This is a genomic window from Bacillota bacterium (genome assembly GCA_030705925.1).
Lineage (GTDB): Bacteria > Bacillota > Clostridia > Oscillospirales > Feifaniaceae > JAUZPM01.
Window position 1 is genome coordinate 85,707 of the sequence record JAUZPM010000001.1, and the last position, 19,510, is coordinate 105,216.

The window sequence follows — 19,510 nt, forward strand, 5'->3', positions numbered from 1 at the left end:
CCTAATCCTTTCGGTATATTGATGGCATAACATATTTAAATTTAAAATTTCCTCTATTCAAGCATTCGGAATGTCCTATAAAAAGATATCCTCCCGGGTATAAGGAATTATAAAACTTATTGATTAAATCCCGTTTAGTTTCCTCGTTAAAATAGATCATAACATTTCTGCAAAATATAACATGAAATTCCCTTTTAAACGGAAAAGCCGCGTTATTTAAATTAAAAAATCTAAATATCACTTCTTTTTTCACTTTTTCACTTATAACGCTTATTTCATCATTTATCTGACTAAAATAATTTGATTTCCATTTTGATGGCAAAGGCTCAATATCTTTATTATCATATTCGCCTTTTTTGGCGATATCAATGACCCTGCTTGATATATCAGTTGCTAAAATATTAGTGTCCCATAAATGTTTTTCCATTCCAAAATAATCAAGCATTATCATTGCAAGTGTGTAAGCCTCTTCACCGGTAGAGCACCCGGCGCTCCACACCCTGATGTCTTTATCTGTTACAGAGTCTTTTAATTGCGGTAAAACCGTGTCCCTAAAATAATAAAAATGATCTGGTTCTCTCATAAAATATGTATGATTTGTTGTAATCCTGCTCATTAAATTTGAGGCAGCTTGTCCTGTATCATCAGATAATATATAATCATAATATTTTGAAAAGCTATCGAAATTTAGTTGATGCAAAATGCCCTGAAGTCTTCCCTCAACAAGAGTTCTTTTACCTTCACCCAGTTTTATACCGTAGTTTGATAAAATATAGTCGGTTAAAAGCTTATATTCTTTATCTGCTATATTAACCATGCTAAACCTCTAATTAGAAATAAATATTACCATTATTTTAAGATAAATATCACTTTTTGTCCAGTAATTCAAGCAAATTGTAAATTATATCAATTAAGTGTTGCATATTTTAAAAATAGATTTATAATGTAATTACAAATATCTCCGATAATGGCAAACCTAACGAAAGTTAGAGACGCAAAGCCACGGGTCTAAAGCTTTATGCCATGATAGCCGGGCTGCCGAAGAATTATACAGTTCAATTCTGTATGCTTTTTCGGCATGCAGTTTTTTTTTGGAGAAAAAAAGAAAGGAATGCATGCTGTATGAAAAAGGTATTTGTTCAAATTCTGTCTTTTGTTCTTGTCCTACTAATGTCAACGTCCGCTTTTGCGGCATCCGGTTCGGGCAAAGGAAACAGCAAATCTGAACAATCCCAAACCCCAGCAGTACAAAACGAAAAAGGAACTTCAGCGCAGGAAACAACAACAGAAACAAACAGTCAACAAAAAGAAAAGGCAACGGCTCCAGCAGTGCAAAGTTCTGATAATCAAGAAACAACAGTCAATTCTAACGATCAAAAATCAGACAAGCAAAATGAAAAAGCTGTAGAAAACAGTCAAAAAGAATCGTCTTCAACAACCGACACTTCCAGCGGAGATGCGAAGGACGAAAGTTCCGGTGACCAAGCTAAAAATAAATCAGAATTACAAAAACAGTTTAAAACAGAGCTGAACGAAGAAAGAAAAGAAATTGTAGATCAAAAAAATGATTTGACTTCACAAAAAGAGCAGCTCGAGGAAAAATATAATGAATTGGTTGCTGCTGGAGATACTGCCGGAGCACAAGCTGTTTTGGACAGCATAAACAACTTGGATACTCAGATAGATGATTTAGAAGCTCAAATAAAGCAGGCTAACAATGAGAGATATATGGTAGTTAAAACTATATACTCAGATGAAGAACTTTCAACTTTTGACAGCGCTGCAGATCTAATAAAGCAGATGTATTCTGACGCTTATACACTTGATGCAGGCAGTGTAACAATTAATAATAACTTAATAAAGTTTGATGCTCCCCCGTACATAAAAGGAGGAACGACACTTGTTCCAATTAGAGCGATTACCGAAGGGCTAGGCGCACAAGTTGCATGGAACGATGATACCAAGACTGTTACAATAACTAAGGACAACACCGTAATAGAATTGACAATAAACAGTTCAACAGTGCTTAAAAATGGTGCTCCTGTTGATATGGGTACGGATGCAGAAATAACCTGTGGAAGGACATATGTTCCTCTTAGATTTATTGCTGAAGCATTAAACCTAAAAGTCACCTGGGATAGCGATGATAAAATTATAGATGTTGATAATGAAAGCGATACAAACCCACCATCAACAGGCGATGACACAACGGTAGATAATTCAACTCCTGGATCAACCGATACTTCTGGATCAACCGACACCTCTGGATCAACCGATACTTCTGGTGCTACAGATACTACAGGCACCACAGATATTTCCGGTTCAGTAAGTAATTCGACAGGCACCACGACCGCTGATGATTCTAATACTTCAACCAACGAGGAAGCAACGAATGAAAGCACAATAGGTTCTGATGGGAATGCTGAAGGCAGCCCCTCTATATAATTTATAATTACATACATTGAGCATAAAAGACACCGTTATTTTTTAACGGTGTTTTTTTTATAGTCCGTGTAACGTCAGTGGCAGACAATTTCGTAGTTAGTGTGACTAATTCTCTAAAACTGATATCTCCGGAGAGCAGGTAAACGCCTACTTATTAGGGTGGTTTCCTTTACCTCCATTTTATCAGTTCCCGCTGCAGGATAACGTGAAAGCGGCATTATAAGCACAAATATCAGAATTTAAACCAATGTTTTTCTTAATGCTCTCGTAAACATGTTCCTGTTAAAAAAATAGAATTTTTCTGCTTTATTTTATTCGACATTTTTCAAATGATTAAGCCCTTCTATGTACCAAAAAGTATTACAACGTCAAAAATAGGAACACTAAAATTAATAATATTAAATTCTGGAGCTAATATGAAAAAAACGGAAAAAGGACTTAGCGCACTACAGCTTGCAATGATGGCACTTGGAACAGTAATAGGTGGTTCATTCTTCCTCGGCTCATCTGTGGCCATTCACGCCGCAGGACCATCAATTTTATTAGGGTTTATTTACGGAGGAATGCTTGTCTATTTTATACTCTATGCTTTATCTGAAATGACTGTTGCTAATCCTGATTCAGGATCTTTCAGGACATTTGCTGCCGACGCATTCGGGCCTGGCGCTGGGTTTGTTGTAGGCTGGGTATATTGGACTGGAATGATTCTTGCAATGTCAAGCGAGGCTACAGCAGTTTCGATACTAGTTAGGGTATGGGCTCCTACAATCCCTATCGCCATTCTCGGCAGTGCTATAATCAGTGGAGTGACTCTTTTGAACCTTTTAGGTGCAAATAGATTAAGCAAACTCGAAAGCGGACTTGCCGCAGTTAAGCTAGCCGCTATTGTCTCATTTATAATTATCGCGCTTTTACTTATAGTAGGCGCTTTCCCGGGAAACAAAGCCATCGGCGCCGGCGAACTTGCAAACGAAAATTTTATGCCCGGCGGCATAACAGGGCTTGCCGGCAGCATGCTGATCGTTATGTTCAGCTATGCCGGATTTGAAATAATTGGCCTTGCGTCATCTGAGGCCGAAAACCCCAAAACTTCGATTCCTAAAGCTATAAGATATACGGTAATAAGCCTTGTCGCACTTTATATCATCTCCGTAGGAATACTGCTTCCTCTTATCCCAACCGTTGATATAAACGAAAACACAAGCCCGATAGTAGCGGCTCTTAATAGGCACGGGATAGACTGGGCAGGTAATGCGCTAAATATTGTCCTTATAACAGCAATTCTTTCAACCATGCTTGCTGCAATGTTTGGACTTGGCAGAATGATGCGTTCACTTGCCGATGAGGGTCATGCCCCCGAATGGCTGAAGAATAAAACCGATGTTCCTTATCGCGGAATCTTAGCATCAGGGGTAGCTATGCTTATTGCGTTAGGGTTTGGATTATTGTTTCCTCGCGTATACCTTTTTTTAATCAGTTCAGGCGGATTTGCCATCTTATTTTCGTATGCGGTAATTATGGCAACCCATATTAAGTTTAGAAAAAAGAATGGTTGCCCTGACGGTAAGTGTCAGATGTGGGGCTTTCCGTATACTTCGGTATTTGTATTGCTATCTCTGATTGCGGCAATCATTAGTATGCCGTTTGTCAAGGGACAAGCTTCCGGGCTCATTGCAGGGAGTATTATTGTAGTATTTTATACATTAAGTTATGCTATATTGCGAGTTTTCAAGCAAACCCGGACGATTAATAAAAAAGTTTTATATAAAAGAGCGCCGCGTTTTCAAACAGAACAATCAAAGGAGATTGCTGATAAAGATAACAATGATAATGACCAATGATAGTCATATATTTAAACAGCCGGTGCGTTGCACCGGCTGTTTCATTATTATTTCTTAAGTATATTATCCAGATGGGGATCTTCTATCATTTTTCCGTTAAGGGTCACATATATGCCCTCCCCAGCATGAGTTTCCTTCAATCTTATTGTATTTACCTTTATAAACGGATCCATTTTCAGCTGCTTTATAGTTTCAGAAAGCTGATCATAGAGCTCCTTAGCACCCTTGCTTTTACAGGAGTCGCACATACATACCGTATATTCTTGTGTTACAAAAGCTGAATCCGCTTTCTTGCGAACGGAAACCATTGCACAGGCATTATCACCCCTGCGTGGTGTGTAATGTGTATGCAGAAGCTTGTGTGCCAAATGAGAATTTGCTTCACCGTAAAACTCTTCATATAACCGCAGAATATCAGGGTTTTCCTGTGACTTACGGTATTTTGAAATTTTATCGATGTTGACGAGCGTCTGCTGTCGTTTTTCAAGAGCATCGATTTTTTCCGGAACCGGATGTCCGGCGCCGCATATGCAGCCGCCGGGGCATGCCATAACCTCAATCAAATCATAGCCAACATCAACGCCCTGGATTATTTTTTCAACGATAGGCTCGGCATTATGTAGCCCGCTGATTACAGCAACGCGGACTTTTGTGCCGTTAGCGTCAACTGTTGCCTCTTTAACCCCTTCGAACCCGCGTATCTCTTCAAAATCGAGATGATCGGTAAGCGCTTTTCCAGTCAGCTTTTCGACTGCCATTCTAAGCGCCGCTTCAGCAACGCCGCCGGAAGCTCCAAACAGGATACCGGCTCCTGTGACCTGGCGATAAGGATCGTCAAACTCCTGCGGAACGATATCATTTGTATCAATATTTGCGAGGTTAACCATTTCGATCATTTCACTGGTCGTGAGTACTGCATCAACATCGCGGATACCTTCTGGGGCAAATTCAGGACGTGCAGCCTCATGCTTCTTTGCAAGGCACGGAACGATTGAAACAACATAAAGATTCTCTTTGTCAATTCCTGAAATCTTTGAAAAATGGTTCTTAACAGTTGCGCCCATCATCATCTGCGGTGATTTGCAGCTGGAGAGATGAGGGATAATCTCAGGGTATCTCTTTTCAACGAAGTTGACCCAGCCTGGACAGCATGATGTAAACTGCGGCATGACTCCATTTTTTTCGACTCTTGTGAGAAATTCCGTCGTCTCCTCAACGATCGTAAGGTCAGCGGCAAAGGTAAAATCGAATACCTTATCAAATTTCATTTTCTTTAGGAGCCCGGCCATAAATCCGGAGGCTTTTTCAAACGGAACACCATACTGTTTTGTTATAAGGCTTCTTACTGCAGGAGCAACGAAAGCGACAACTGTTTTATTCGGATCATTTATCGCTCTGAATACTCTTCCTCTTTCACGGCGGTAATCGAGTGCTCCACACGGGCATGCGTTGACACACTGTCCACAGCTTACACAGTCAGTTTCCTGAAGCGGAAGTCCGCTCTTTGTTCCAACGATCTGGCGCCCGTTTTTCATATAGAATGAAAGCACGTCAGGCCCTTCTATTTCTGCGCAAGCGGCAATACACCTTCCGCACGAAATACATTTATTATGGTTTCTGACTATGAACGGATGATCGTCGACAATCGGAATGAATGGACGTTCATATGCGGGATCTTTATATTCGATGCCGTGTGCTGTGGCCTCTTTTCTTAAATCACATGAGAATCTTTCGGTACAGCCGCATCTTAGGCACCTGTTCGCTTCCTCTCTTGCTGTTTTCTCAATCAAACCAAGCTCAACTTCATTAAAATTATGATTTCTCTCTTCGATTGAAATGGAAGGCATTTTCGAACGCGGAATTTTAGGCTTTTCTTCAAATTCCCACTGTGGAAGATCCTCCATAGAACCGCGGCTGCAACTGTAATCTGTGTTTTGCTCCTTGACATAACCCTTTGTTAAGTAGCAGTCCATAGCTTCAGCGGCATGGCGGCCGGCGGCGACTGCCTGAATAACAGTTGCCGGGCCTGTAACGCAGTCGCCGCCAGCAAAAATATTGCTTTCAGAAGTCTGCTGTGTTTTGCCGCTAATATCAATATTGCCCCACTTATTAAGTTTAACAGGTAAATCGTTATATAAGAACTGTGTATTTGTGCTTTGTCCGATAGCACCGATAATAGTATCAGCTTCTATTTCAACATCACTGCCTTCAATAGGTACAGGACGGCGGCGGCCAGAGCGGTCAGGTTCGCCAAGCATCATCTTTATGCAGTGCAGTTTCTTTCTGCCGTTTTCTGACTCTATCTTTGTGGGCGCCATTAAAAAGAGCATTTCAACGCCCTCTTTTAATGCTTCCTCAACCTCGTAAGGTTCCGCGGGCATCTGCTCTTGAGTTCTGCGGTAAATAAGCTTTACTGACTTTGCGCCTCTTCTAAGCGCAGTCCGCGTACAGTCTATAGCAGTGTTGCCGCCGCCGATGACAATAACATTACCGTCTGGCTTAGGATTAGATCCGTTTATTTCCTGTTCAAGATACTGTATGCCAAGCCATACGCCGTCAAGGTTTTCACCTTCAATATGCATAGGAGTTGCCTGCCATGACCCGATAGCAAGGTAAACCGCGTCAAAATCTTTATGTAAATCTTCTAGATGCAGATGAGTGCCTAGTGCCTTCCCAGTCATTATTTTGACACCCAGTTTTTTCATTGTGTCGATCTCTTTATCAAGTGTCGCTTTTGGCAGTCTGTATTCCGGGATACCGTATCTCATCATTCCGCCTGCATGGCTCTGGCGTTCAAATACTGTAACGTCATGCCCTTTGATAGCACTATAATATGCCGCAGAAAGACCAGACGGGCCGGCACCTATTATTGCTATTTTCTTTCCCGTGTCAACGCTCTTGCTTGGCATCCAGGGATTTTCTCTGGACATATCCCAGTCAGCCGCGAAACGTTTAACATAATTGATCGCAACAGGCGAATCGACTAAATTTCTGCGGCACTGTGCCTCACACGGATGAGGACATACACGTCCGCAGACTAACGGAAAGGGATTGTTTTCCTTGATTGTACGGATTGCAGCTTCGAAATTACCGTTGCCGACATGGCGGAGGTAGGACTGAATATCCACATTAGCCGGGCATGTCATAACGCATGGAGCCACGCAGTCTGCATTATGATCTGAAAGAAGCTGCTCAAGTCTGATTTTACGATAATTCACAAGTCTTTCACTGTTTGTGTCGATTATCATGCCCTCTTTGATAGGCGTCTGACACGCCTTGACGTCCTGCTCTCCATTTTCTCCAAGTGCAACTACGCAAAGTCCGCAGTTCCCATTAGATCTCTCAAGCCGAATGTCATAACACAGATGAGGTATATGTATATCCTCTTGAAGCAGTGCCTGCAATATTGTGAGGTTATCATATACTTCAATTTCACGCCCATTAACCGTCACTTTAATACGTTTATGTTCTTCTAAAGTCTTCATTTTTCCCTCTCAGTAAAGATATATATTTTTAACCATTCTAACTGTTTATTATACCAAAGAGTATAAATTTTGTCTTTATCTTTTTATAATTTTATTCGATAAAATATAGAGATTTTTTTGCCAATTTCCTCCCACAGCACTGTTGTCTCAAGGCTTTCACATACATATCGCAGCGGCAAGTATGTTTATTGTATCAATATAAAATGGTTAAGATGAAACTGTAATATCCCTTCATTTTGAAGTTTACACAGTTCACTGGACAGGGCGCTGCGGTCAACGCATAAATAATCCGCAAGCTGCTGCCTGTTATAAGGGATATCAAATTCATTTTTGCCCTGTTTATATGATTCATCTGAAAGATACGAAAGCAGTTTTTCTCTTGTAGTCCTTTTTGATATATGTTCTATTTTCTGGTTAAGCAATATATTTTTAGAGGCTAATATCATCAGCATATTCTCAATCAACTTAGTATGGAATATACACGCGTTTGAGCATGTAGAAATAATACGTCTGAAGTCTATCCACAACACTTCACAGTCAGCAGAACAAATAACAGACACCGGAAGGTCTGGCGTTTGAACGCATGCAAAAGTTTCCGCAAACAGGCTTCCTGCAGGTATCTCAGCTAAAATATTGCGGTTTCCCATAAAATCTTCTTTTATGACCTGAACATTCCCTGACAGCACTATTCCTACCGATGAAACAGATTGACCTTCCATTAAAATAATATCCTTCTTCTTATAGGCGGCTTTTTTGGCGTTAAGGCATCGAATAACCACGTCAAGGTCAGCGAAATCAATCCCCCTAAACAATGATACTCTGCTTAGTCTAGTTTTATCATCTTTCATTTTTATTCTTTCTGTTGTAAATACAACCGCTTTTTTACCTTTAATATAATACAATATATTTACAAAAACAAGATAACAATAGGAATTGGAGTGATAAAAATGTTAAGAAAAGTCATTAAAATAGATGAAGAAAGGTGCAATGGTTGTGGGTTATGCGCTAATGCATGCCATGAAGGAGCAATTGCTGTAATAAACGGGAAAGCAAAACTTATGCGCGACGATTATTGCGATGGGCTTGGGAATTGTCTTCCGGTATGTCCTACAGGAGCTATTTCATTTGAAGAGCGAGAGGCATTGCCATTTAATGAAAAGGCTGTTGCGGCTCGGTTGAACGTAAATAAAGGCGGTTGCCCAGGCAGTATGGCTAAAGCCTTAAACCGTCAGAATATTCCCGAAATAATTGAAGAAAAAAATGCCCCGGAAAGCAGACTTATGCAATGGCCTATCCAAATTAAACTTGTGCCGGTCAACGCACCTTACTTTGACGGAGCCAATCTTCTTGTTGCCGCTGACTGCACGGCGTTTTCCTACGGAAACTTTCATGAAAAGTTCATAAAAAACCACATCACATTAATAGGCTGCCCAAAACTTGACCAAGGTGATTATGCAGAAAAGCTGACCGAAATCATAAAAAACAATAATATAAAAAGCATTAAAGTTGTAAGGATGGAAGTGCCCTGCTGCGGCGGAATCGAAAATGCTGTTAAGCAGGCAATTATTAATAGCGGCAAAATGATCCCTTGGCAGGTGATTGTCATTTCTATAGAAGGAAAAATTATAGAAGAATAAATATTTTAAAACATAAAAAGCACCCCGAATGGGTGCTTTTTATGTTAGAGAGAGTTAGAGATTTATAGGATTTAAGAAGCATGCTTAGTAAAATAATTGTACAGCATTTGCGCTGTTTCTGCTCTTGTAGCGGTACCTGTCGGGTTTATTTTTCCTTCAGTTCCATTTATATAGCCGTTTGCCGCAAGAAGCAGAATGTCGTCTTTGGCGTAATCAGCTATACTGTCAGAATCACTGAACGTTACCTTAGATATGTCCGCTTTTTCGTCTAACAGATTGAACGCTCTTAGTGTCCTTGCGAACAGAACGAACATATCCTGTCTTGTTACATTAGTCTTAGGATTAAATGCTCCATCAGACCCAGTTGCAATACCTAAGTCTTTAGCTGCTGCAACCGCGCCTGCGTAATATGCATTTGGATCAACATCGTTGAACGTTCCGGTGCCAGACTTGTCACCGGCAAAAGACCTCATCAGCATAAGCGTAAAGTCTCCGCGATTTACTGTCGCATCAGGCTTGAATGTTCCATCCTCATAGCCCTTAATGATACCCTTATCCGCAATATATTTTATAGCTTCACTTGCCCAGTGATTTGAAGTATCGGAGAAATCAGGTGTAGAAGCATTGCCTTCGGTAGGCGCAGTCGTTCCGCTATCTCCTGTAGTACCTCCGGATGTATCTGTGCCGCCTGAAGACCCACTTGATCCATCCGCACCCCCCGATGTGCCTCCGCTGGCACCCGAGCTGCCGTTATCAGTATCAATATTTAAGTCGCCTGACCCAACTGAAAATGTGTACGTTGCAACCGTTTTATCAGAATCATTAAGAACTTCAACAACTGCAGTTGCTCCGGTTTTATTAAGGTTTAGCGTCGGGAACGTATTTCCTGAGCCTGCGTCTATAAATCCGCCGCTGCAGACCTTAACTCCGTTTATTTTTAAGTTTAATGTTGGACATTTGGTTTCAGGAATGCATGTTACACTTTTAACGCCCTCAGGAACCGAAACGCGATAGCTTGTATTCTTATCACTTAAATTCACATTTGTTTCTCCGCCGGCGTATACAAGTTTAACCGAACTCAGTGAATAATCGTTGCTGTAATTCGGAACCTGACCCTCGACGACAACTCCCGGTGTCGGAACAGCCCGATTGCTTAGTTTGATACTTGTATCTATTCCTGTTGAATTATAAGTATATGTAATACCCTTATTTTCAACAACATCCAAGTTAAGGCTCTCGTCAACATTATACTTTATGCAGGTTATAGGCGTTGGACTATCTGTATCATCATTAAGGTTTACAGACAATATTCTTGATCCTGACTGATCCAGTGGAGACTTAACAAACTGGTAAATGGTATCGAAATTGGTTCCGTAGTATTTGTTGAAATCCGCTACAGTAAGCGAGTTATTCGCCCCGGCTGTAATCCCGTCTTTAATCCATAGAACCATTGCCTGACGAGGCCCGATCATTAAATCTTCACTTATTGAGTACTTATCTAAATACTTTGCCGTATTATATGCTGCAGTCTGACCCGCTTTTACGAAGGTGGAGATTGCAAGCCCCTTTAGATTTCGAGCAACATTATCATTATTGTATACTTCGATATAATTGAATGGGCGGGAATATACGACACCGCCTTTCACGTAATCCGAACTGTCAGCTACAATCTCCGTTATATAAATTGGCGAAGGCGTGATATATTTGACATCTCTGATCAGTTTTCCATTCACCACACCGCTTAGCAGTACAAAAATTCGTCTGCTGTCAAGGCTTCGCGGCATATTAACTCCAACGGTCGCTGTTTCGCCTGCTCCAAGTGAGGATAGGCTGCGAACTGCAAGGGGCTGCAAACCGTTAAGCCCATTTATTATATCGCTGCTGAGTGTAAAGCCATCAACTGTTCCCAAATAGTATGATAAAGTTAAATTTGTCGCATTATCATCCGAAGTATTTTTGACTATGGTTTTAACCGCGTCAGGGTTAGCTGTATCGCTTGACAATCCAAGATCGAGCGAATCAATGTTGATCCCACGTTCTTTTTCGACCCAGACAGGCGCTGTTATACTTGTAATAGTCGACGCTCCAACTGTCCTCGTATGCTTAATATAGCAATACTTATAATCCGCTGGAAGCTGATACTGCATATGTATAACTCCGTTTACCGCATCCGCTGCGGTGTAAGTTTTCTGGAATACCGTTACCTGCGCATCTGTAACTATGCTAACAGTGCCAGCTGGGATATTGTTGATATCTTTGCCGTAAATTTTCAAATCAATATCCAGCTTATCCGGATCTTTGAGGATACTTCCCATCCATTTTCCGTTAACTTTATACTCCATTATTATATTGTCGTCACCGGCAGCATAGGTTCTGTTTTTCCTGAACGCTTCAATTATATTGTCCCGCGTAAGTGCGGGTGCCATAGCAACTCCGGATGACGGATCAGCCGACCCCCAGAACATCTGATGATTATCCTCGTTAACGACTGGGGATACATGCCAACCTTTAAACAATGCGCGGTTGTACTCATCATCATTGCTTACATTGGCATTGAATTCTATAAGTGCAAATTTATCATCAGCTTGTGTTGAATAATATCCAAAGTCATTGAAGTCGCCCCAGTTGTTTCCGTCATAATTGCCGGGATGGTTAAACTGCATGACCGCATTTGGATCTGCAATTCCGAAATCGTAATACTGACGTGCAGGTATCGAAGGATCAGATTTAAGCCAATCCACATTAAGCATATTAAAGTGACCAAACCAGCCAGTATTCATATAATAAGTAGTTTCCCATCCGTTGAACACGATAAATCCGCCAGGGCCGTTTTGATTATACTTTTTAGTTCTCTTAAGCTGATTCTTATACACATCAGTGGTAAGCATATCATTATGATCCGTAACTGAGAAATAATCGAGCTTGCTATGATATCTAGCCCACTCATATGCCTGTTCCACGGTTCCTGTTCCGTCCGATTCCTGGGTATGACTGTGAACTTCTCCACGATAATGATTTAATTTTGAATCGTCTCCGATTGAAAATTCAGTTACCTGAGTTAAAACATTTTTATTTTCAGACAAGTCTGCCGCTACAAGTTTCAGAGTATGCCGGCCATCCGCAATTGCAACTCCCGGTGTGTAAGCAACGTTAAATCCGCGGTCTTGCTCTAAAATTACTGTATCCTTAGTCTCATCAATATCATCCATATACAAGTGGATACTTGCCTTGTTTATACCTGAATTATCCTCAATATATGCTTTCACTACAGGGATCTTTGAGTCCTCGTAAAAGTAGTAGTTTTCAGGCTTAAAACTTCCAACCTGCGGAGGGGCTACATCTTTATACGTTATAGTGAATGGATCACCGCTCTGACTTTTGAGAACTGCCTCATGAAGCCCGTCAGTTGCTGCAAAATAGTATTCAAGTTTATTAGTATATTGCAGATAATCATAGCTTACCGTAAATTGGAACAAGTTATCTTTTCCTGCAACCGGTGTCAGATCACCGGTCTGCCATCCTTCAGTACCATACGTTCTGTAGTAGATAGACTTATGGATTATCTCAGCTTCATCAAATATCTGAACAGTAAGTGTTATTTCCTGAGGAGCAGCTCCGTCGCTTACCGGTTTCTGATGAATAATATATGGTGCATACTTATCGTTATAATTTACTGCTTTCTGCCGCCAATCTATTTTGCCGGGGGTAGCCACAGCACCATGTTCGAGTTTGTGTAAATTAATCGTACCATCTATAGGTGCCCCATAAGTGACAGACAAACCGTTAAGGGAGTCGCTGTACCCAGCCGAAAGCTCATCATTATAAGTAGCTACACATATATAAGGTCCAACGTTGGGATTACTTTTATAATTCAGCATTACTTTTCTTACCAGTGTGTTTGGCAGCGGACACCTGTTAGAATCTACTGATGTATCAGCCGGTAGCTCTATAACCTTAGTATTGCTTTCTGATAAGTTGATTCGGCTGTCTTCACGGAAGGAATCGAGCGTCATCCCTGTTTTACGTGCATCAGAAGTAAATAAATGAACTACAACCACTTCACCCGGGTTAATAATATACTTTCCTCCGCTGAACCCGTATGAATCCATCATCATATCAAAATTAACAAAACGATAATCATTTGGTGCTGTTTGCGGATATGGCTGGAAGTTGATCTTATAATTCATCAGGTCAAGTTCTTTATTGCTTGTGTTATAAATCTCTATGAATTCAACATCATCGTTGCCATCCGGGTTCGGCTGCATTTCGGTTATCATAAGCTCCGGCGGCACCGTCGCAGCCTGAAGTGCAGTCTGATACCAGCTTCCGTCTGAAGATGGTGCCCTCATTTCTGTATTTCCACTGCTTGTTATACAATACTTAACGTACGAACGCCCCTTAATCACAGAAACAGGAATGCTTGCAGTGTAATACGTTGATGCAACTCCGTTTCCGGCAGAGCTTAACGCAGTATCTTTTGCCATTGAAAGAGTCCCGGATTTCCCGTCATCAGTAATATACTGCAAAGTCAGATTGTTTGAATCACTGCTATCGATTACGAGAGCCTGAACAGCAAGATCCTGCGAGTCAATTGTGCTGTTCATTGGGGCATGTATGATTTCCTTAGAAGGCATATGATCATTGACTATTGGTATCAAATTAAAGCTATTTTCATGAATTGCAGTTCTCTGCTCCGGATATTTTCCGTCAACTTCGGTTCCGTATTTATCGCTTATCTGCAGTTTTGAGGTATAAGCCCCAATCTGTGTTAATAAACCCATATTATATGTGAGTTTATAATCACTTATTGAGCACTTATCCGTAACATCCTCGCCGTTGAACCAAAACTTGATTGAGTTTTTATCTACGCCCGAATAATCACTATAAGTTATGACTATCTGACCGTTGATTCTTCCTTGAATATTCGCGCCGTTAGCAGGTGTTATTGAATCTATATGCGGTCCCTCTGTATCTGCTATCGTCTGTTTATATGGGTTATCTATAAACTGCGGGGCAAATGCTGAACTTGCGCCGTCTGTAGCAATTATATAATACTCAATACTTTTACTGTCTTTAATAGCATTAATTGATATGCTTACACGATACTCATCAGCATTTTCAGTCTTAGCCATTTGAGCGCAGCTGAATCCACTCATTTGATCAGTTTTATAAAACAAATAAACAAGTTTAATATCATTATCCGGATCTGTTACCTTCGCGGTAAATGTCGTATCGTCCGGTTGCCTTACTGCTTCGACTTCACCGCAGTCTACAGAGGGCGGCGCAGTACTCGTAAAGTTTGGCTGCTGGTAATCACGCAGAGTTCCAGGAGTCGGCGAACCCGTATAATCAACCAGTAGTGATTCACAATTATTTACGGGATCGCAGCCATCGAAATAAACATAATCGATTGTCTGATCAGTTGCGCACTGTACAGCGCCGTCGTTATAAACTGCCTGGCAAAGAACTGCCTTCGTTGATTTATCAACAATTTGCATTGTCTTTGCATTGATACTGTTCCACAGGTTTGCAGCGCCTTTTATTACAGTTCCGTTACTGTCTGTATAAGGCGCCATAATTCGATTTGTCTTTGGAATTTCAACGCCGTATCTTGATTTGAACAGTTCGTTCCATGTGCGCTCCATTTCCGCATCTGAATCATAACGGTAACCTAGCTTTTGAGCGCCCTGCTGATAAATAAAGACTACATAAATCTGATTCTTTTTAAGGACAAACGGCACCACATTGCCCTTATCATCATATTGAGTCTCCGTGACCCACGGGTTGGTGTATACTTTACTCAAATCAGATATATACGGCAAATAATTAAACTGAACATCGCTAAGCGGGATATCACGGTTCCCTGTATTATACAGTTCAAAATATTCCAGGTTTCCTGTTCCGCCCGGTGCAGCATTCACCTCGGTCATAACTAGATCAGGGCGTTTCACCGCTGCTTCCGTAACAGTAATATGTACAGTTGCCTCGCCCGCCGCTTTTTCAGTGTTTTTACTGTTTACTTTAACAGTTATCGTATGATCGCCCTTTGTTAGCGGGTGGCTAGCAAATGAGTAGGTAAGCGTTTTATCTGTAACATTTTCTGAAGGAACTGCAATAGGCGTGCCGCCGTCGACTACTACTTGGGCAGTTGAAGCATCAATCCCGTCACCATCCACAAGGTCAGCTGTAAGGGTATCTCTGAAATATCCGCTGAAACTTTCGCCCTCAGTGGGTGAGGTAATATTAACAATAGTATGATTTGAACTTTCATTTATCATTCTATGCGGCATAGCGCTGCTGCCAAGTGTTGCAGTATTTCCGCCGCCATCTATTGCTGTTACATAATAATCGATATAGTCGACGTCAGTAAGTTCCTCTGCGGTAAGCGAAATATTCTGTTCTGCCAGCTGCGTGTCTGAAGCAACTGAGCCTTTTTGAGCTACATAGTCTATCGATTTTGATTTAAAATCCGTATCCTTAGAAGTCTTATAATAAATCGTCGAATATCTTAAATCACGGTTATCAAACATATTGATTGAAATCTTTGCCCCGTCAGCAGACTTAAAAGATGAGCCGGTATTATCCGTTATTTCCGCGGCTGTTTTATCAGATACGTATATAGGCTTTTGATCATAGGTTATTACTCCAAGATTGCTCTGGGAAAGCTTTTCAGAAACCGGCAGATAATTTTTTGCGGAATCATACTTGAATTTAACAGATGAGTTAACGGTACTTACATCAGAGCCAAAATATTTCGCGACAGACATAATATCACTGTCGTCATCAACATATTTTAAGCGGTTGGCCTCCGATACTGTTGCGGAAGAGTCGAGCATCAAAAGCATAACACGCGTTGTACTGCCCACCCTCTTTAAATAAATATTTTTAAACTTATTGAATGAAACGCCTCCGTCGGATGCTGATTTTGGCTCCGGCTCTGCGGCAGCAGATGTCTGATCATCTCCGGCATTTAATCCGTATGTATCTTCCGCTAAGAAAAGTGAATCTTTATTAACAGTTGGATTTTCCGAAATGAAGCTATCAACACCTAGAGCCTTGAAAGCGGCCGCATCGGTAAACTTGCTCATAGGATAATACCTTACCCATAAGGTGGCTACTCCATTTGCGGGAAGCCAGTTGCCTCCGCTTGGCTCAGTATTTCCGCTCCATGCAGCCGAATATTTAGTGATCCCGTTCATTCCGGTATAATATGTATTCGTTAAATTTGCTATATCCCCGTCATAATTTCCGGCTCCAGGCCAGTCTGCTTTTCGTCCCAGCTTATAATTATTAAGATTTATCGGATGCCCGCTTGCATTATATATCTCAACCGCCGAGTATGCATCCACGCCTTGAACCTGAGTCGTGTAAACTTTTGCCTCGGTTATCATAAGGTCTGGATAATCTCCGTCCTTGGTCGAACTGCCTTCAGTTACACCGATCGTTACAGTCGCCTCGCCCGAGTCCTTACTTTGGTTGGTGCTATGAACCTGAAGTTTTATTGTATGTGTGCCGACTCCGAGAGGATTACCCGCGAAGGAATAAGTCAGAGCTGTATTTGATACATTCTGAGCAGGAACTGAAATAGGCGTGCCGTTGTCCACTGTAATTGTCGCAGAAGAGGTGTCTATCCCATCCTTATCAGACAAATCTGCTGTAAGGATCCCATTGAATGATCCTGTGAATACCGACATATCCACTGGATAGGTTATAGCAACGTTTGTTTTTGAAACAGCCGTTGCCGCGTTTATTCTGATGGGTGCGCTTGCGCTCCCCACAGCGGCCGGATTGTTTCCTCCGTCCAATGCAGTTGCATAATATTCGATATAATCGGCTCCTGCAAGATCTTCCGCCGGAATATTCTTTGCAATATCCGCCTTTGTTATGTCTGCTGCAATGCTGTTCTTTTTTGTCTCGCGAAGAACTATATCCTCTGAAGCCTCTTTAAAAGCCGTATCTTTTGATGTTCTGTAAAATAGGGATGTAAGTCTAATATCTTTGTCGTCGGTAACTCCGATCGTTATATCAGCACCGTTATCCGGGTTGTAAGTGCTTGCTGTTACATCAGACATGACAGGAGCATTTGTATCGTTATATGTCGGTTTTTGCTTATAAGTCATTGTTCCGACTGAGGGTGCAGTTTTGCTTTCAAGTATCATGCTCTGATTTTTGGATAGATCGTAATAAAATTTTGCAGATGATACGCCTGCAGTGGAAGTGCCGCCGTCGCTTGTCAGATATGTTACATCGCTTCCGAAATATCTAGCATATGATATCATATAAGCGGCATCATTATCCGTATATTTTGCTGCCGAGCTCTCATCCTCAGCTGTCGCATCGGGTGTTAACAGCATAAGCATAACCCTGGTTGTAGATCCCGGATTATCTAGCAAAAACTGACCTCTGTATTGGTTGTCTACCCCGGCTCCAGTTGTTGAACTCGTCAAAGGTTTAGCATCTAATGTATCCCCGGGAAGAAGTCCGTAATCGTCTTCACACAAAAAAGTATAATTTGTATTGGCATCTGGATAAATCGCTTTCAAGTCATCTTTATCAAGCGCTTTAAAATCAGTAAAATTTGTTATTCCAGTCGTATAATAACGCACCCAAAGCGTCGCGACACCGTGTGCCGGCAGCATGCAGTCTCCGCCCGCGTACTCTCCCCAGGCACGTGAATCTGCGGTAATATCGTTTATACCTGTATATGAAACGCTTCCAGTAACCGGTGTTACGTAATCATTCACACCGCCAGGCCTTGTGACTGATGTCTGCCAGGTATTTTTACGCCCCACCTTGTAACCCTTTAAGTTTATGCTGCTATTGGTAGTATTGTACACCTCAATTATGTCATACCCGTCTGCTGAAGTAGTCACACCCTCAGGTTTATATGAGGAATTAACAACTTCAGTAATTATGAGTCCTGGATATGAACCGTCTGTTCCCATGACTGATATTGGTGAATCCTTTGAATTAGCATAAGAAGTTCCGCCAGTTTGAGTCCCGGAATCGTCATTTGCAGCATAGGCGCCAAGAGGCATCATAGTTGCAACCATTGCTATAACCAGAATAACGGACAGCACGCAATTTAATCTTTTCATACTTTCCCCTTCCAACCAGCTAAAAATTTAATGGATTAACTGAATGTAAGAACCTATATTAACCTGAAAAAATCTCAAACCTGACAATATCATTAACATTAACGCCACTAAGTATAGCTGCCGCACACCCCAATAGGTGAGCCCCTTCAATGTCCGCACTCGAATCAATTTTTTTTAGTGAATTTACGCCATCAAGTCCAGCGACTAACGCATTTCTAAAAAGGTTAAAGGATTTTGAGATTTGTCCTCCCAAAACAAGACATTCAGTGTCAAACCGTTTTAGGATAGGACTTATTATTTCACCAAGCACCTGACCGGTCTCTTCAAAAGTTTGCATCGCATTTATATCACCTTTTTGCGCCAATTCAGCGATGTCAACAACATCTATATCTTGAGAATAAGGGGATTTACTTAAATACCTTGAAATCATTCCGCGCCTCGATACATACTCTTCCGCCGTTTTTCCCTTAAACGGCAAATTATAAATACTGACCGCAGGGCCTCCGTCACAATTCTGCAAAATATTTTTATTTCTCATCACTGCAAAGCCAAGTCCGGTTCCAAGCATTACGCCTGCTGAATTTCCATATTCTTTAGCAGCACCTTTCCATGACTCTCCGATCAGAAAAGCTGAGGAATCATGCAAAAACTTTATGTAGACGTTGTCAAATATTTCTTGGATCCAAGGTTTTAGGGGTATCCCATAAATAGATTTGAATTTGTGCTGCATCCTGCTTTCCATATTTATGAAATCAAAAGGTCCGGGAGTGTCTATTCCTATCCCCAACAACTCAAATCTGTTCTGAGCAAAAATGTATTGCTTTTTCAGTATGTTTTGCAGACATCTTTTGATTCCGTCAGCCGGTCCAGAAGAATCAACAGGCTCTTGTATCTTACTGTCTTTGATAATTTCCCCATCTGTAGTAACAAGCGCTGATTTGAAAAATGTGCCGCCAACATCAACTGCGAGTACTGCCTGCTCTCTCTCAGCCATACCTTTACCC

General features: G+C 41.3%; 8 protein-coding genes and 1 riboswitch. Of the genes, 3 read left to right on the top strand and 5 right to left on the bottom strand.

Features of this window, described 5'->3' with window-relative positions; translation table 11 throughout:
* Position 1 precedes the first annotated feature (1 nt).
* The gene (locus Q8865_00420) at positions 2 to 817 is read right to left on the bottom strand and encodes a protein-glutamate O-methyltransferase CheR (protein MDP4151891.1); all 816 of its coding nucleotides are present in this window, start codon (positions 815 to 817) and stop codon (positions 2 to 4) included.
* A 142-nt stretch (positions 818 to 959) separates the two neighbouring features.
* Positions 960 to 1,043, top strand: a riboswitch (cyclic di-GMP riboswitch).
* Positions 1,044 to 1,122: 79 nt separating this feature from the next.
* Here Q8865_00420 and Q8865_00425 point away from each other — a divergent pair.
* Positions 1,123 to 2,445, top strand: a complete 1,323-nt coding sequence (locus Q8865_00425) for a stalk domain-containing protein (protein MDP4151892.1) — start codon at positions 1,123 to 1,125, stop codon at positions 2,443 to 2,445.
* Positions 2,446 to 2,861: 416 nt separating this feature from the next.
* Positions 2,862 to 4,286, top strand: a complete 1,425-nt coding sequence (locus Q8865_00430) for an amino acid permease (protein ID MDP4151893.1) — start codon at positions 2,862 to 2,864, stop codon at positions 4,284 to 4,286.
* 47 nt (positions 4,287 to 4,333) lie between these two features.
* Here the strand turns inward: Q8865_00430 and Q8865_00435 are convergent, their stop codons facing one another.
* Both Q8865_00435 and Q8865_00440 read right to left on the bottom strand, forming a co-directional pair.
* Positions 4,334 to 7,771 carry an NAD(P)-binding protein gene (locus Q8865_00435; protein MDP4151894.1) on the bottom strand — a complete coding sequence of 1,146 codons (3,438 nt, stop codon included), beginning with the start codon at positions 7,769 to 7,771 and terminating at the stop codon, positions 4,334 to 4,336.
* Between the two features lie 185 nt (positions 7,772 to 7,956).
* Positions 7,957 to 8,619, bottom strand: coding sequence for a Crp/Fnr family transcriptional regulator (locus tag Q8865_00440; GenBank protein ID MDP4151895.1), 663 nt, complete (start codon positions 8,617 to 8,619; stop codon positions 7,957 to 7,959).
* 99 nt (positions 8,620 to 8,718) lie between these two features.
* Here Q8865_00440 and Q8865_00445 point away from each other — a divergent pair, with 99 nt between their 5' ends.
* On the top strand, positions 8,719 to 9,408 hold the full coding sequence (locus tag Q8865_00445) for a 4Fe-4S binding protein (protein ID MDP4151896.1): 690 nt from the start codon (positions 8,719 to 8,721) through the stop codon (positions 9,406 to 9,408).
* 71 nt (positions 9,409 to 9,479) lie between these two features.
* Here Q8865_00445 and Q8865_00450 read toward each other — a convergent pair whose 3' ends face one another.
* Both Q8865_00450 and Q8865_00455 read right to left on the bottom strand, forming a co-directional pair.
* On the bottom strand, positions 9,480 to 18,506 hold the full coding sequence (locus Q8865_00450; GenBank protein MDP4151897.1) for a lamin tail domain-containing protein: 9,027 nt from the start codon (positions 18,504 to 18,506) through the stop codon (positions 9,480 to 9,482).
* A gap of 58 nt (positions 18,507 to 18,564) precedes the next feature.
* On the bottom strand, positions 18,565 to 19,500 hold the full coding sequence (locus Q8865_00455; protein MDP4151898.1) for an ROK family protein: 936 nt from the start codon (positions 19,498 to 19,500) through the stop codon (positions 18,565 to 18,567).
* Positions 19,501 to 19,510: the final 10 nt, after the last annotated feature.